The organism is Streptomyces sp. NPDC000348 (assembly GCF_042898795.1).
GTDB lineage: Bacteria > Actinomycetota > Actinomycetes > Streptomycetales > Streptomycetaceae > Streptomyces.
The window spans coordinates 295,626-311,982 of the sequence record NZ_JBIAZD010000007.1 but is presented as its reverse complement, the minus strand read 5'-3'; the positions used below and the strand labels follow the sequence as shown (position 1 = coordinate 311,982).

Here is a 16,357-nt window from a genome sequence, read left to right as displayed (position 1 = left end):
TCCGACAGGGGCGCCCGGCTCGCGTCCGTCCTGCGCGGCCCACGCTTGTGCGCTTGTGTGCCGTAGCGCGGGCAGGCGCCGCCGGGGCGGCGGTCCGTCACCGGGGGCGTCGCGCCGTTCACACCGCGAGGCGCTCCGGGGAGTTCTGGTACCTGGTGTAGCCGTCCAGGCGGCCGAGGGCCGACCGCGCGGCGGGCCGCCGTGCGTAGGGCAGCAGCCTGATGCGCAGGTCGTCGAGCCGGTCGGCGGTGCGCGGGCAGCGGATCCGGCCGTAGTGGTCGAGCAGTTGGTGGACGGAGGCGCAGGCACGGTCCAGCCGTCCTTCCCGCAGATGGACCCCGCCGAGTTTGGCGAGTGTCAGCGCGCGGGCGCGGTGCGCGCTCGGTGGCCGGTGGCGCAGGGACGTGGCGAGGGCCTGGCCGGCCGCGGCGAAGTCGCCGAGGCTCTCGTGCACATGACCCCGCTGGTAGTGCAACGCGGCCATGGGGTAGCCGCTGAACGGCGCGGAGGGGCCGTCCTGTCCGCCGTGCAGCGCCATCGCGTCGGAGAGCGCCGCGAGCGACCGGCGTTCGTCTCCGGCCGTCGCGTGCACCACGGCCAGGTGGCTCATCAGGTACGCCCGGATGGGCGGCGGAGCGTCCTCCGGCGCGGCCGACCACGCCGCACGGGCGACCGCCGTGCTCCGGTGCCCGAGCTGGCCGGACTGCGCGCTCAGCGCTCGCAGGGTGACGGCGTACTGGGTGCGGTCGCCTGCCTCGACGGCCAGCTGTGCGGCCACGTGGAAGTACTGCTGGGCCGCTCCGTTCTGCCGGCAGTCCGCGGACATGCGGGCCAGCAGATGGGTCAGCCGGGAGAGTTTCCCGAGGAGCAGCGCGTGGGTCCGCCGGTCGGTCCGGGCGGCGAGGAAGGCGGCCCCGTCCGTGGCCAGGTAGGTGGCCAGGGCGGTGCGTCCGTGTGCCCCGCCGTAGGTGTCGATGGTCTCCGCGTAGTACGTGATGGTGTGCGTCAGGGCCGCCAGATCGCCCGGGCCGAGCCGCCAGTCGCCCCCGGTGGGCCTCGGCTCGGACTCGGTCCAGACCGGAGGGGCGCTGTTCGGGCGGAAGGGAAGTGCGCGGAACGCCGCCCTGGTCTGCGGACCGGTGTCCGCCGCGGTCAGCATCGCCAGCGCGTCTCGGCCGCTGCCGCCGGTCGCGCGCAACGCGTCCGTCGGCTCGTCGGGAACCCGGGCCAGTCCGGTCTCCTGGACGCTGACCCGCCGGCCGAGCCGCCGGGTCAGGATCTCCGCCACCAGCGCGGGCACCGGGGCCGGAGGCCGGGAGCCGGCCAGCCATCCGGCGACCGACTTGCGGTTGTACCGGAGCACCCGCTTGTTCTCCGCCGCGGCGAGGTTGACGGACCGGGCCAGCGCCTCGCCCGACATATCCGCTTCCCTCATGAGCCTTTTCAGCTGCTGATTCGGATGACTGCGTGACATGACGACCCTTCCGAGCACATTTCGGTAGCAGAAGCGGAATCCGCCGGTAACGACTCTGTAACCGGGGCTGTCATAATGCTGCGCCCATCCGTCGAACCCCATCACGGGACGGAGGACCGCTTGTCGTGTAACCGCATTCGCTAAACAGGTAACCGATTATTTTCAGCCACTCTGCTCGAATCGCCGGAATACGGCCGCCGCACGGCGAAGGACCCTGCGCCGGGCCATGTATTCACAATTTCACAAGTGAACGACCCGTGGGACACCGGGACCGGGGAAAGCCCTTGGCGCCGTGAAGCGGCCGCTGCTTGACTTCAGGTGTCGGCGGAACGGGGAATTCGTCTCCTCGAATAGCGAAACCCGTTCTCCGGGGATCGCACGGCGCGCTTCCCCCCGTCCCCCGGCACGGAACCGGCACTCGGAGGCCGGCACGGAGAACGACACGGCGCCCACGGGAACCGCCTGTTCCGCCGGCACCGGAACCGGGCCGGGCTCTCCCGTACGACCGCGCAAGCCGGCCGCGAGCGCCCCGGCGCCCGCGGCCGCCGCACGAAGTCTCACCGCAGAACGGCCCGGAGCAGCCGCGGGCCGGCACGCCGCACCCGTCATGACCCGACCAATGGGAGTGGAGACGACGTCCATGAACCAGGCAGAGGTCCTCGGCGCCCCGACCGCGGACACCGTCAGGGAGACCCTGGCCGAGTGCAGAGCGGCCACTCTTCCCGCCCTGCGCACCGCGGTCGAGAGCCTGCACCCCCGGCTGGCTCGCATCAGCGCCTACCACCTGGGCTGGTGCCGCCACGACGGCACGCCCACCGACGGCCACGCCGGAAAGATGCTGCGCGGCACGCTGGCCATGCTCGCCGCGCGGGCGTTCGGCGCGAGCACGGCGTCCGCGGTGCCCGGCGCGGTCGCCGTCGAACTGGTGCACAACTTCTCCCTGTTGCACGACGATCTGATGGACGCCGACGAACTGCGGCGCGGCCGCCCCAGCGCCTGGGTGGTCTTCGGGCGGGGGCCCGCCGTACTGGCGGGCGACGCGCTGCTGGGCCAGGCGTTCCGGGTCATCACCGAGGTCCGCGGGACCCCCGGGCAGCCGGCGACCGCGGTGATGGTGGCGGCGGTGGACGACATCATCCAGGGGCAGGCCGCCGACCTGGAGCTGGACGGCTGCCCGGTGGACGAGGTGGACACCGGTGACTACCTGGCCGCGTGCGCCAAGACCAGTGGCCTCCTCGGCGGCTGCCTCGAGGTCGGCGCGCTTCTCGCCCACGCCCCCGCGCCGGTGGCGCGCATGCTCCGCTCCGCCGCCCAGGACCTGGGAGTGGCGTGGCAGATCGCCGACGACGTCGAGAGTCTGTGGGGTGATCCCGCCGTCAGCGGCAAGGCCGCCCGCGGCGACCTGCGCAGCGGCAAGAGGACCTATCCCGTCATCGCCGCGCTGCGGTCCGGGACCGAGGCCGGCGCCCGGCTGGCAGCCCGGTTGAGCGCCACCGAGGCCCCTGCCGAGGCCGAACTGGCCTCGCTGGCCCGCCTGGTCGAGGAGGCGGGCGGGCGCGAGGCGGCCGAGCGGGCCGCCCGCCGCTACCTCGACCAGGCCCTGCACACGCTGAGCCGGGCGGGGGGAGAGGCCGGCACCGTCAAGACCCTGACCGCCCTGTTCCGCCATGTGCTGGCCCGCCACGAGCACTGGACGACCCGGCTCCCGGCCGCCTCCGCCACGAAGGGAGCGGCTCTGTGAACGCGGCCGAGGCCACCGGCACGGCGACGGCAACGGGCGCCCGCACGGCCCCCGCCGCCGACGCCGCCCCGCAGGTGTGGCTCCACCACGCCAGGGAGGTGACCGACCCGGTGCTGCGGGAAGCGGTGGACTCCCTGCACCCGCAGGCACGTGTCGTCGCCGGCTACCACCTGGGATGGTGGGACGCGCACGGCCGGCCCGTCACCGACGGCTGGGGCAAGGCCGTACGCCCCGCCCTCGCGCTGCTCTCCGCACGAGCCCTCGGCGCCCCGTGCGGAACCGGCGCGCACTGCGCCGCGGCCGTGCAACTCGCCCACGACTCGTCGCTGTTGCACGACGACATCATCGACCGCGACGACATGCGCCGGCACCGGCCCGCCGCCTGGCGCGCCTTCGGCGTCGCCGACGCACTGCTGGCCGGGGACGCCATGCTCGCCCTGGCGGTCTCCCTGGTCCACCGCGACACCCCGAACGCCCCGGCCGCCTCGGCGCTGAACGAAGCCGTGCAGCAGTTCATCGGCGGGCAGTTCGAGGACATGGGGTTCGAGGAACGGACCGAGGTGTCCCTCACCGAGTGCACCACCATGGCGGCGCGAAAGACCGGCGCGCTCATGGGCGCCGCGTGCCGTATGGGGGCCCTGGCGGGCGGGGCCGACGAGGGGCCGGCGGCGGAACTGGACGCCTTCGGCCGGTCCCTCGGCCTGGCCTTCCAGCACGTCGACGATCTGCTCGGCATCTGGGGCGACCCCCGGGCGACGGGCAAACCGGCCGGCGCCGACCTCCACGCCCGCAAGAAGAGCCTGCCGGTGGTGGCCGCCCTGGAGTCGGACACGCCGGAGGCCGCCGAGCTGGCCGAACTCTACGCCCGCGACCCCGCCTCGGACGACGCCGGCATGCTCCGGCGTGCCGCCTCCCTCGTCGAGCGGGCCGGAGGGCGGCAGCGGGCCGGCGGCCTGGCGCGCCGGTACCTGGCCGAAGCGCTGGACCACCTCGACGCCACCGGCCTGCCCGCCTCCGACACCCGTCCGCTGCGCGCGCTCGCCGCGTGGCTGGCCCTCCGCGACCACTGACGGCGGCGCCCCGGCGGAACGCGCACCAGCGCACCGCCGTCCGGCGGGCACGCCGACGACACGCCGCGCCCGCGTACCCCCGCGCCACCGTCCGGCCGGCACGCCACCGTGTGCCCCTCCGCACCCGAACGGCCCGCCGACCCGCCCGGCCGGTCCAGCCCTGCCGTCCGCCCCGGCCGGTGGACGCCCCGGCCGCTCTTTCCGTCCCTGCCGCGCCCGGCCGTGGGCCGGCACCCACCCGGCCCACGGCCGGGAAAGGAGAGACATCGTGCACAGCCCGGTCTCCGATCCGGTCCTCGACACCGTCCTGCCCCGATGGCCCTTCCCCGCCGCCCCCGCACGCGACCCCGGCGACATCGCCGCCGTCGAAACCGGCGGGGCGGAGTGGGCGAGGCGCCTGGGACTGATCGACTCCGGCGACCCCCGGCACCCGCTGCGCCGCCTGTGCGCGGGTGAGCTGGTCAGCCACGGCTATCCGCGCGCGGACACCGGTATCCGCGTACTGATCACCCAGTGGACGATGTGGTACTTCAACCTCGACGACCACTTCGAGGACGGAGCCGCGGGCGCCAGCGCCGCCGCCGCCGACCGGGCGGCGGCCCCGCTCAGGCGGCTGGTGGACGCCGCCAGGCACCGCGAGCCGCCGCCCGCCCCCGAGGACGCCCTCCAGCGCGCGCTGGCGGACCTGCTGGAGCGGACCGCGCAGCACATGGCGCCGGTGCAGTTCGGCGAACTCCTCGCGCACCTGGACGACTACTTCACCTCCCTGGTCGTGGAGTCCGACTACCGGGCGCGCGGGGTCCTGCCCGGCGTCGACTCCTACATCGCGCTGCGCCGTGACACCGGGCCGGTGCTGCCGTTGCTGGACTTCGTGGAGCAGGCCGAGTCGGTGCGGCTGCCGGCGCGCTTCTACGGCACCCCCGAGTACACCGAGATGATCGGCTGTGCGGCCGACATCGCCTCCTGGATCAACGACCTGTGCTCGGTGTCGAAGGAACTGGACCGCCCGGACGCCTACAACCTCGTGGTCCTGCTGCACCGCCTGGAGGGCATGTCGCTCCAGGACGCCGCCACCGAGACCCTGAACCGCATCGAGCAGCGGGTGACGGCGCTGAAGCGGGCGTTGCGGCAGGCCGGCGGTCCCACCGGCACGGGCGGCCCCTACACCGTCGCCGAGAAGGCGGCCCTGAGGACCTGGGCCGATGGACTGCTCAGCTTCCAGAACCACGTCGAGTGGTACCTGCGGCACGGGCGCTACGACCGGGACGAGCCCCGCTCGGAGGTCCCCGCGTGACCGGCGGCCGAACCGACCCGGAGGGCACGCTCCCCACGGCGTCGCGCGAAGCCGGGCCACCCCCGCACGGACGCCCGCACGTCGTCGTGGTCGGCGCGGGCATCGCCGGCCTCACCAGCGCCTTCCTCCTGCAGCGCCGCGGCTGCCGGGTCACCGTACTGGAGAGCTCCGGGCCGGAGTACGTCGGCGGCCGGATGAGCTCCGTGCGGCGCGGCGGATTCTTCGTCGACACCGGCGCCTCCCTGCTGTCGCGGCGCTACCACGCGATGCTGCGGCTCGCCGAGCTGGCCGGGGTCGGCGACCGGCTGCTGCCCTCCTCCGACGTCGTCGGGCTGATGCGCGACCGGCGGGTGCACCACGTACGGGTCGGTTCCCTGCCCCGCATGGCCACCGGGTTGCTGCGGTTCGCGCCGTTCCCGTCCGACCTGCCCAAGCTGATGCTGGACCACCTGCGGGTACGGCGCTCGCTGGACTGGTACGACATGTCCGCGGCGGCCCGTCACGACGGCGAGTCCGTCGCCGGATACGCGGTCCGCCGCGGGCTGCGGCCGGGCACGGTGGACCACCTGCTGGACCCCCTGTGCATGCTCGCCTCGCTCCAGGACGTCGAACGCACCTCGTCCGTCGCGCCGTTCATGCTGCTCAACTCCCTGCTGGGGGGTGGCGGCCTGTTCACCTTCCGCGACGGGGTCGGACTGCTGCCGCGGCTCCTCGCCGCCCAGCTGCCCGTCACCTACCACGCCACGGTGCGCCAGGTCGAGGAGAGCGCCACCGGGGTCGCGGTCACCTGGCAGGCGCAGGACGGGACGGGGGAACACACGGAGCGGGCCGACGCCTGTGTGCTGGCCGTGCCCGCCTCCCTGACACCGGACCTCTACGGCCAGATGCAGCGGCAGTTCAGCGATTTCTTCCGGCACGTCGAGTACACCGGCAGCGTCCACGTGGCCTTCGGCCTGGACCGGCCCACCGCCGAGAAGGCCGTGATGGTCAACGTCCCGCGTTCCGAACACCCCGCGCTCGTGGGCGTGATCCTGCCGCACAACACCGCTCCCGGCCGGGTGCCGCAGGGGCGGGGGCTGGTCATGGCGCACTTCCGGGGCTCCTGGTCGGACCGCCACCGCGACCTGCCGGAGGAGCGGCTCGTCGATCACGCGCGGTCGGCTCTGCGGGCCGTGGGACTGACACCCGAGACCGACGACCACACCGTCATGACCCACGTGATGCGTCCCGGGCGCTGCGTGGTCTTCCGCCGGCCCGGCGACTACCGCGAGATCGCCCGGCTCGGTTCGGCCTGGCCCGCCACCTCGCGGGTCCGGCTCGCCGGCGGCGACTTCTTCACCCAGTCCAGCACGCATCACAGCATCTGCTCGGCGGTGCGGGTGTCCCGCCAGCTCTGGGAGCGGCTGGAGGCGTCGCCCCCGCCGGCCCGGCCGTACGCACCCCCAGCCGTCTCCGCTCGGACGAAAGGAACGCAGTGAACACCACGGGCACCAAGGAACCGATCATCGTCGTGGGGGCCGGCATCGCCGGCATGACCGCGGCCTTCCGCCTCCAGCAGGCCGGGCACCCGGTCCGCGTCCTGGAGGCCGAGGACCGCGCCGGCGGCCGGATGCGCACGGTGGAGCGCCGCGGCTACCACATGGACCTGGCCGCGATCCTGCTGATCGAGAACTACACGCAGATGCGCGACCTCGTCCGCGACCTCGGCATCGAGGACACCACCCTGCGCACCAACAACCAGGTCGGGATCCGCCGCGAGGGCCGCGTCCACCGGCTGCGGGCGAACCGGCCCACCGACCTCAAGCGCTCGGGTCTGCTCCCCTGGACCTCGCTGCCCGCCATGGTGCGGCTGCAGTCGGACCTCAACAAGTACGCGAACCGGCTGCGCTGGGACAGCGACATGGGCGAGGCGGCCGCCCTCGACACCGAGACCGCCGCCGCCTACGCGGAACGCCGGCTCGACACGCAGTTCCGCGACTGGGTCGTGGACCCGATGAGCGCCATGTTCTTCAACTCGCCCCCCGACCTGTCCGTGGTCAACTTCCTGTTCTCGATGCCGGCCGTGAACTCCACCTGGTTCAACTTCCACGACCGGGTGGACACCCTCACCACGACACTCGCCTCCCGGCTCGACGTGGAGACCCGTGCCGAGGTCACCCAGGTCGAGGAGACCTCGGACGGCGTCCGGGTGCACTGGCGGCGGGAGGGCGAGCCCGAGCGCACCGAGGAGGCCGCCGCCGCGGTGGTCGCCCTGCCGGGCCCGGTGGCCGCCCGGCTCTGCCCGGGCCTGGCCCCGCCGACACGGGACTACCTGGCGAACGTGCCCTACGTACCCGACATCCACGTCTACTTCGGCGTCGACCGTGTCCCGGACGAGACGGCCACCTGCGTGCTCTTCCCGCAGCGCGAGCACCCCGACCTGGGCGTCATCACCTTCAACCACAACTTCGCGCCCGGCCGCGCCCCGCAGGGCCACGCCCTGCTGACCAGCTACTACCGCTATCCGTGGGCGATGCGGCACTGGGACGCCGACGACGAGAAGATCGAGGCGCTGACCCACGAGGTGCACCGGCAGGCCTGGCCGGAGATGGCCCGGCACATCGAGGCCCACCAGGACATGGCCTACGTGCAGCGCTGGAAGAACGCGGTCATCCTGCGCAAGCCCGGCGACTACGCGCGACTGCGCGACTTCAACCGCGGACTCGACCCCCGCTCGCGCATCCAGCTCGCCGGGGACTACCTCGCCTTCAGCGCGACCAACTCCAGCCTCGTCACGGGCGAGCGGGCCGCCGAGCGGGTGCGCGAGGTCGTCACCACCGGCGCGGTCGCCGCCGGCCGCCGTTAGACGACGCCCCGCCGCCCCCGGGCGAGCGGAGCGAACGTCTCGTCGGTACCCGTCCGGGGCGGCGGCACCGGCCGGCCGCCCCGTGCGAGGGACCGGGCCGCCTCCCCGACCGTCCGCCGCAAGAGAGGAATGCGGATCATGTCCACGCACTGCACGTCCACGACCGAGGAGCAGCGGATCGCGACGGGCGAGGCGCACGGCAAGGCCATCCTGTTCGGTGAACACGCGGTGGTCTACGGCGCCCCGGCACTCGCGCTCCCGCTGCCGGAGCTGACCTGCCGGGCCACCGTGCGCCCCGCGACGGGGCCCGGCACCGGTGGCTCCCGCCTGCGTCTGGTCTCCCCGGGACCGCACGGCACCCCCGGGGAGACGGCGGGAGACGTACCCGAGGAGCTCTCGCTGCTCCTGCGGGCCTTCGCCGAACGAGCGGGCCTCGGGACGCCCCCCGCCCTGGAGATACGCCTCGACAGCCGCATCCCGCCGTCCCGCGGCCTGGGATCCAGCGCGGCGAACGCCCGCGCGCTGGTCCGGGCGCTCGACGCGCTCTGCGGGACCGGCCTGGACGAACAGGAGGCCTTCGACCTGGTCCAGGTGGCCGAGCGGTCCGCGCACGGCATGGCCAGCGGCATCGACGCGCTGGCCACGGGCCGCGAGCGGCCGGTGCTCCTCGCGGACGGCCGGGCCCGTACCCCGTCGGTGGGTGCCGGATTCCACGTCGTCGTGGCCGACAGCGGCAGCGGCGGCGGCACCAGGAGAGCCGTCGGGATGCTGCGGGACGCCTTCGCGCGAAACCCCGACCACCGCACGCGGTTCGTCCACCGCTCGACCGGATTCGCCCGGGCCGCGCTCGACGACCTGGCGGCCGGTCGCCTCCCGTCCCTGGGCCGGCGCCTCACCGACTGCCACCGGATGCTGGCCGGCCTCGGCCTGACCACCGACCGTACCGACGCGCTCGCCCGCACCGCCCTCGACGCGGGCGCGCTCGGAGCCAAGATGAGCGGCGGCGGACTCGGCGGCTGCGTCGTGGCCCTGACCACGAGTGCGGCGCACGCCGAGTCGGTGTCCACCGCACTCGCCGGGCGAACGGGCGCCCGCACCTGGACGGCCGCCGTCCCGGAGGGGGCCGGACATGACGGCCGGTGAGACGGCGGTGGCCGTCGCGCACCCCAACATCGCCCTGATCAAGTACTGGGGCAAACGCGACGAGCAGCTGGTCCTGCCCGTCACCGACAGCCTGTCGCTGACGCTCGACGTGTTCCCCACGACGACCACGGTCCGGCTCGACCCGGACGCCGCGGAGGACCACGTCGTCATGGACGGCGTCCTCGCGCGGGGCGAGGCACTGCGCCGCGCCACCGCCTTCCTGGGCCTGGTGCGCGAGCGCGCCGGACGCCGGGAACGGGCCGTGGTCGACACCCGCAACACCGTGCCCGTGGGGGCCGGACTCGCCTCCTCCGCCAGTGGGTTCGCCGCCCTGGCCCTGGCGGCCGCGCACGCCTACGGCCTGCCCGGCGACGCCGAGGAGCTGTCCCGGCTGGCCCGCCGCGGATCCGGATCGGCCGCGCGGTCCGTCTTCGGCGGCTTCGTCGTCTGGCACGCCGGTGACCCCGACGCCCCCGACCCCGACCGTGCCTCCTACGCCCAACCGGTCACCGACGCCCGTCTGGACGCCGCGCTGGTCGCCGTCGTCCTGGACGAGGGTCCCAAACCCGTGTCGAGCAGGGAGGCCATGCGGCGCACGGTCGCCACCTCCCCGCTCTACCGGGACTGGGTGACGGGCAGCCGCACCGACCTGGCCCGCATGCGCGCGGCGCTGCGCGCCGGCGACATGGCGACGGTCGGCGCGATCAGCGAGCGCAACGCCCTGGGCATGCACGCCACCATGGAGGCCGCGCGGCCCGCCGTCCGCTACCGCACCGCCGCCACGGACGCGGTGCTCGGCCACGTCCGCCGGCTGCGCGCGGAGGGCCTGGGCGCCTGGGCCACGATGGACGCCGGACCCAACGTCAAGGTGCTGTGCGCGTCCGCGGACGCGGAACGGGTCGCCGCCCGGATGCGCGAGGTCACCGACGCCCGGGTGGTGGTGGCACGCGGCGGCCCCGGTGCCAGGCTCCGGCGGGTGACCACCTGATGGCGGCCCGGACCACCCGCCGCGCACCCGGAAAACTCATGGTGGCCGGCGAGTACGCCGTCCTCGAACCGGGGCGGCCCGCCGTCGTCGTGGCGGTCGACCGGTACGTCACCGTCACGGTCACGGCCGCCGAGGACGCCGACGTCGTGATCGACTCCGATCTGCTGGGCCACGAGGTGCGGCTGCGTCGCGGCGGACAGGGTCTCCGGGCGCTGCCGGGACGGGATCCGGCCCCGGCTCGCGGTGTGCCGGCACACATCGTGTCGGTCGTGGAGACGATCGAGCAGCTGCGGACGGAACGGCGGCTCGGCCTGACGCCGGTCCGGCTCTCGGTCCGCAGCGAACTGCACCGCGGTGGCGTCAAGACCGGGCTGGGATCCAGCGCGGCGGTCACCGTCGCGGCGGTCCGGGCTCTGGCGGACCACTACGGCATGCGGCTGTCCCGCGAAGACGTCTTCCGGCTCGCTCTGCTGGCCACCGTCCGGATCGACGCGGGTCCTTCGGGGGCCGACCTCGCGGCCGCGACCTGGCGGGGATGGGTGTCCTACCGGTCGCCCGACCGGCAGGCCCTGCTGACCGGCCTGCGGCGGCGGGGCGTCGCGCACACCCTGGGACAGCCCTGGAGCGGTTTCGCCGTCCGGCCGCTGCCGCCTCCCACCCGTCTCGCCCTGCACGTGGGCTGGAGCGGCCGCCCGGCGTCCACCACCGCGCTCGTCGCCGACCTCGCCACCCGGCGGGAGTGGCAGGGAGCGCTGCGGTCCCGCTTCCTCGACGACAGCGAACAGTGCGTGTCAGCCGCCGAACGGGCGCTGCTGCGGGACGAGCCGGCAGCCCTCCTGGACGCCGTGCGCACCGCCCGCGGCCTGCTGGACCGGCTCGACGCCGAGACCTCCCTCGGCATCGTCACCGCTGACCTGCGGCGCCTCTGCGAGGTGGCCGAGTCCTGCGGCGCCGGCGCCAAACCCTCCGGCGCGGGCGGCGGCGACTGCGGCATCGCCCTGCTCCCGGCCCACCGCTCCGCGGCGCTGCTGCGCCTGCGCTGGACGGCGGCCGGCATCACCCCCCTGCCGCTCGGCGTGACCGCCGGCGCCGGCGCGGACCCCGGTCCCGAGGACCGGACCGTCCCCGACGCCGCCCCTTCCCCGCGAGGACACATCCGATGACCGCACACCGCAAGGACGACCACGTCCGGCTCGCCCACGCCCAGCACACCGCCGGGAATGAGCCGCCACTGCCCGGGGGACCTCCGCGGCCGAGCCAGTTCGACGAGGTGCGCTTCGTGCACCACGCCCTGGCCGGCACCGACCGCGAGAAGGTCTCGCTGGCGACCCGCTTCGCCGGGATCGAGTGGCCGGTCCCGCTGTACATCAACGCCATGACCGGCGGCAGTGCGCGCACCGGCGAGATCAACCGGGACCTGGCCGTCGCCGCCCGTGAGACCGGACTGCCCATCGCCACCGGTTCCATGAGCCCCTACCTCAAGGACCCCGACACGGCGTCCACCTTCACCACCGTGCGCCGCCGGCACCCGGACGGCTTCGTCCTGGCCAACCTCAACGCCGAGGCCACCCCCGAACAGGCCCGCCGGGCCGTGGGCCTGCTGGAGGCCGACGCCCTGCAGATCCACCTCAACGCCGTGCAGGAGACCGTCATGCCCGAGGGCGACCGGTCCTTCGCGCACTGGGCCACCGGCATCGAACGCATCGCCGCCGCCGTCGACGTACCCGTCGTCGTCAAGGAGGTCGGCTTCGGACTGAGCGGACGGACCGTGCGCGAGCTGGCCTCGCTCGGGGTGCGCGCCGCCGACGTGGCCGGCAGTGGCGGAACCGACTTCGCCCGCATCGAGAACGGCCGCCGGAAGCGGCCCGACTACGCCTACCTGGAGGGCTGGGGCCTGAGCACCCCGGCCGCGCTCCTCGACGCCCGTGACCGCGGTCTGCCGCTCCTCGCCTCCGGCGGCGTCCGCAACCCCCTCGACGTCGCCCGCGCGCTGGCTCTCGGCGCCCGCGCCGTCGGCGCCTCGGGCCCCTTCCTCACCACGCTCCTCGACGGCGGTGTGGACGCCCTCGTACGGCACATCAACACCTGGCTGGACCAGCTCACCGCTCTCATGACCCTGCTCGGCGCGCACACCACGGACGCGCTCGCCGACTGCGACGTCCTGCTCACCGGATCACTGCGCGCCTTCGCCATCGACCGCGGCCTGACGACGGCCGCGCGGAAAGGAGTCACCGCATGACCCTCACGGCGGAACCGTCGGCCGGCCTCGCGGCGGCGGGCGTCCCCCTGCGCTGGGTGGGCCCCGTACGCCTCAGCGGCAATGTCGCCACCACCGAGACCGAGGTGCCCCTGGCCACCTACGAATCCCCGCTGTGGCCCTCCGTCGGCCGCGGCGCCAAGATCTCCCGACTGGTCGAGGGCGGCATCCGCGCCACCCTCGTCGACGAGCGGATGACGCGGTCGGTCCTGGTGGAGGCCGACGACGCGGCCACCGCCCACGCCGCGGCCCGCGCGGTCCAGGAGGACCTCCCGCGGCTGCGGGAGATCACCCGGGCGAGCAGCCGCTACGCCCGGCTCCTCGAGGTCCGCCACGAGATCACCGGGCCGCTGCTGTTCATCCGCTTCGAGTTCGCCACCGGCGACGCCTCCGGCCACAACATGGCCACCCTCGCCTCCGACGCCCTGCTGGCCCATCTCCTGGCCACCGTGCCCGGCATCCGGTACGGCTCCATCTCCGCGAACTACTGCACCGACAAGAAGGCCACCGCCGTCAACGGCATCCTCGGCCGCGGGAAGAACGTCGTCGCCGAGATCCTGGTGCCCCGGCACGTCGTGGAGTCGCACCTGCGCACGACCGCCGACCGGATCACCACCCTCAACATCAACAAGAACCTCGTGGGCACCCTGCTGGCCGGCGGCATCCGCTCCGCCAACGCCCACTACGCCAACATGCTCCTCGCCTTCTACCTGGCCACCGGCCAGGACGCGGCGAACATCGTGGAGGGCTCCCAGGGCGTCACCTACACCCAGGACCGGGACGGAGACCTCTACTTCTCCTGCACCCTGCCCAACCTGATCCTCGGCACGGTCGGCAACGGAAAGGGCCTCGGCTTCGTCGACGCCCACCTCACCCGGCTCGGCTGCCGCGAGGACCGGCCCGCCGGCGAGAACGCCCAGCGGCTCGCCGTCCTCGCCGCCGCCACCGTCCTGTGCGGCGAACTGTCCCTGCTCGCCGCGCAGACCAACCCCGGCGAACTGATGAAGGCCCACAACCGATTCGAACGCGCGACGGGAGACGCACATGTCCGCTGAGACCGCCATCGGCATCCACGACCTGTCCTTCCGCACCACCAGCCTCGTCCTGCCCCACACCGAACTGGCCCGCTCCAACGGCACCGACGTCGCCAAGTACCACAAGGGTCTGGGGCAGCGGGCGATGAGCGTGCCCACCGCCGACGAGGACATCGTCACCATGGCGGCCGCCGCCGCGCTGCCCCTGGTGCAGCGGCACGGCCCCGACCGCATCCGCACCGTCATCTTCGCCACCGAGAGCTCCATCGACCAGTCGAAGGCCGCCGGTGTGTACGTCCACTCGCTGCTGGGACTGCCGCCGCACACCCGCGTCGTCGAGGTCAAGCAGGCCTGCTACGGAGCCACCGCCGCACTGCAGTTCGCGGCGGGACTGGTCCACCGCGATCCCGATCAGCAGGTCCTCGTCATCGCCAGCGACATATCCCGCTACGACCTCGACAGCCCCGGCGAGGCCACCCAGGGTGCGGCGGCCGCCGCCATGCTCGTCTCGGCCGACCCCGCCCTGCTCGAACTCACCGGCCCCTCGGGCCTGTTCACCGCCGACGTGATGGACTTCTGGCGCCCCAACTACCGGGCCACGGCCCTGGTCAACGGCAAGGAGTCGGTCACGGCCTACCTCGACGCGGTCGAGGGCGCCTGGCGTGACTACCAGGACCGCGGCGGCCTGTCGTTGGAGGACTTCCGCGCCTTCTGCTACCACCAGCCCTACACCCGGCTGGCCTTCAAGGCCCACCGTGCGCTCCTGGAAATGTGCGGGGCCGGCCCGGACGAGGAAGCGCTGCAGCACGCCGTGGCCCCCACCACCGGCTACAACGAGACCGTGGGCAACAGCTACACGGCCTCCGTATACCTGGCCCTCACCGCCGCCCTGGAGAACTGCCCCGATCTGGACGGCCGGACACTGGGCCTGTTCAGCTACGGCTCCGGCAGCGTCGCCGAGTTCTTCGCCACCCGGGTGCGCCCCGGCTACCAGTCGCACCTGCGTGGCGACGCGCACGGGGAGGCCGTCGGCGCCCGGCAGACCATCGACTACGAGACGTACCGCGGGCTGCGCCTGCACAGCCTGCCCACCGACGGCAGCTGGTACGAGCTGCCCCACCAGACCCGTGGCCCGTTCCGGCTGGCGGCCCTCCGCGACCACCAGCGCATCTACGAGGCGGCCTGACCGACGGCATCCGCGCGGCCGCCCGACCGGCAGCGGTTCCCCGGTGCCGGCGGTGCAGACTCCGGGGCCGGCACCGGGTGCCCGACGCTCGGCGGCGCCCCCTCGGACCGATTGGAGACGAGTCGACATGAGCAGTCCTTCAGCCGCTGTCCCCGCCGCGGGAGCCGTCGGTGTGCTCGGCACCGGTTCCTGCCTGCCCGGAGACGTCGTCACCAACGAGCAGGTGGGTACGCCGGCCGGGGTGACGCCGGAGTGGATCGAGCAGCGCACGGGCATCCGGGCGCGCCGCCGGGCCAAGCCCGACGACGTCACCTCCGGCCTCGCCACGATCGCCGCCCGCACCGCGCTGGCCGCGGCCGGCATCGGGGTCGGTGACCTCTCCCTGATCGTGGTGGCGACCTCCACTCCGGACTCCCCGCAACCCCCGACCGCCACCGCGGTCGCCGCCGGACTCGGTGTCCCACCCGGCACGCCCGCCTACGACATGAACGCCGTGTGCAGCGGCTTCGTCTTCGCCCTGGCCGCGGCCGAACGGATGCTGCACGGCACCGCGGGGCACGCCCTGGTCGTCGGCGCCGACATCTACTCCCGCATCCTCGACCCGGCCGACCGCCGCACCGCGGTCCTGTTCGGTGACGGCGCGGGAGCCGTCGTCCTGGGCCCCGTCCGCGGCAGGGGCATCATCGCCACCCGCCTGGCGTCGTTCCCCGACCACCGTGACCTGATCCGCGTCCCGGCCGGCGGCAGCCGGATCCCGGCCTCACCCGAATCCCTCGCGGAAGGGCTGCACTACTTCACGATGGACGGCCGGGCCGTGCGCGCCTTCGTCGAGGACCACGTCACGCCGATGATCGACGGCTTCCTCCAGGAGCACGGTGCTCCGGCGTCCGGAGCGGGCGCGCCCCGTGTCCACTTCGTACCCCACCAGGCGAACGGCCGCATGATCGAGAAACTGGCGGCCGACCTCGGCTTCCCGCCGGAACGCGCCCATGCGACCGTCCGGGAGTACGGCAACACCGGTGCGGCTTCGGTGCCCGTGACCCTCGACCATGCGGCGAGCCGTCTGGCGCCGGGCGATCTCGTTCTGCTGGCCGGGTTCGGCGGAGGCATGGCCGCCGGACTCGCCCTCCTCGAATGGGGGCCCCGAAGCCTCCGCCCGGCACGGCCGGCCGGGGCCTGACCGAAGGGGATCACGGCGGGCATGGGTGGTGGCCTGCACCACATGCCCGCCACATCCTCACACGCGAAAAGTGCTGTGCCATGTGCCGCCCCGGCTTCCTGCCCGGCGGCCCGGACCGGACCGGAACCGTCACCTTCCGGCGACC

Annotated in this window: 13 protein-coding genes; 12 read left to right on the top strand and 1 reads right to left on the bottom strand. The window is 74.1% G+C overall.

The features are described from left to right. Positions 1-118 precede the first annotated feature (118 nt). Positions 119-1,435: a tol-pal system YbgF family protein gene (locus tag ACFY3N_RS16920; protein WP_390817450.1), complete on the bottom strand. Its 1,317-nt coding sequence runs from the start codon at positions 1,433-1,435 to the stop codon at positions 119-121. Between the two features lie 679 nt (positions 1,436-2,114). Between ACFY3N_RS16920 and ACFY3N_RS16915 the strand changes: the two genes are divergently transcribed. From ACFY3N_RS16915 to ACFY3N_RS16860, 12 genes are all read left to right on the top strand, one after another. After that, on the top strand, positions 2,115-3,215 hold the full coding sequence (locus ACFY3N_RS16915; RefSeq protein ID WP_390817449.1) for a polyprenyl synthetase family protein: 1,101 nt from the start codon (positions 2,115-2,117) through the stop codon (positions 3,213-3,215). Continuing rightward, the gene (locus tag ACFY3N_RS16910; protein WP_390817448.1) at positions 3,212-4,285 is read left to right on the top strand and encodes a polyprenyl synthetase family protein; all 1,074 of its coding nucleotides are present in this window, start codon (positions 3,212-3,214) and stop codon (positions 4,283-4,285) included. The genes ACFY3N_RS16915 and ACFY3N_RS16910 overlap by 4 nt, the downstream gene beginning before the upstream one ends. Before the next feature lie 268 nt (positions 4,286-4,553). Beyond that, complete coding sequence (locus tag ACFY3N_RS16905) at positions 4,554-5,579, top strand: terpene synthase family protein (protein WP_390817446.1); 1,026 nt, start codon at positions 4,554-4,556, stop codon at positions 5,577-5,579. Next, positions 5,576-7,057 carry a protoporphyrinogen/coproporphyrinogen oxidase gene (locus tag ACFY3N_RS16900; protein ID WP_390817445.1) on the top strand — a complete coding sequence of 494 codons (1,482 nt, stop codon included), beginning with the start codon at positions 5,576-5,578 and terminating at the stop codon, positions 7,055-7,057. The genes ACFY3N_RS16905 and ACFY3N_RS16900 overlap by 4 nt, the downstream gene beginning before the upstream one ends. After that, positions 7,054-8,424, top strand: a complete 1,371-nt coding sequence (locus ACFY3N_RS16895) for a protoporphyrinogen/coproporphyrinogen oxidase (protein WP_390817444.1) — start codon at positions 7,054-7,056, stop codon at positions 8,422-8,424. Before ACFY3N_RS16900 ends, ACFY3N_RS16895 begins: the two co-directional genes overlap by 4 nt. Before the next feature lie 138 nt (positions 8,425-8,562). Then, positions 8,563-9,567, top strand: coding sequence for a mevalonate kinase (gene mvk / locus ACFY3N_RS16890; RefSeq protein ID WP_390817443.1), 1,005 nt, complete (start codon positions 8,563-8,565; stop codon positions 9,565-9,567). Further along, complete coding sequence (gene mvaD / locus ACFY3N_RS16885; protein WP_390817442.1) at positions 9,554-10,555, top strand: diphosphomevalonate decarboxylase; 1,002 nt, start codon at positions 9,554-9,556, stop codon at positions 10,553-10,555. Before mvk ends, mvaD begins: the two co-directional genes overlap by 14 nt. After that, complete coding sequence (locus ACFY3N_RS16880) at positions 10,555-11,718, top strand: phosphomevalonate kinase (protein ID WP_390817441.1); 1,164 nt, start codon at positions 10,555-10,557, stop codon at positions 11,716-11,718. The genes mvaD and ACFY3N_RS16880 overlap by 1 nt, the downstream gene beginning before the upstream one ends. Further along, positions 11,715-12,794: a type 2 isopentenyl-diphosphate Delta-isomerase gene (fni, locus tag ACFY3N_RS16875; RefSeq protein WP_390817440.1), complete on the top strand. Its 1,080-nt coding sequence runs from the start codon at positions 11,715-11,717 to the stop codon at positions 12,792-12,794. Before ACFY3N_RS16880 ends, fni begins: the two co-directional genes overlap by 4 nt. Further along, positions 12,791-13,867: a hydroxymethylglutaryl-CoA reductase gene (locus tag ACFY3N_RS16870; protein ID WP_390817439.1), complete on the top strand. Its 1,077-nt coding sequence runs from the start codon at positions 12,791-12,793 to the stop codon at positions 13,865-13,867. The genes fni and ACFY3N_RS16870 overlap by 4 nt, the downstream gene beginning before the upstream one ends. Then, positions 13,857-15,032, top strand: coding sequence for a hydroxymethylglutaryl-CoA synthase (locus tag ACFY3N_RS16865; RefSeq protein WP_390817438.1), 1,176 nt, complete (start codon positions 13,857-13,859; stop codon positions 15,030-15,032). Before ACFY3N_RS16870 ends, ACFY3N_RS16865 begins: the two co-directional genes overlap by 11 nt. Before the next feature lie 127 nt (positions 15,033-15,159). Further along, positions 15,160-16,212, top strand: coding sequence for a 3-oxoacyl-ACP synthase III family protein (locus tag ACFY3N_RS16860; protein WP_390817437.1), 1,053 nt, complete (start codon positions 15,160-15,162; stop codon positions 16,210-16,212). Positions 16,213-16,357 lie beyond the last annotated feature (145 nt).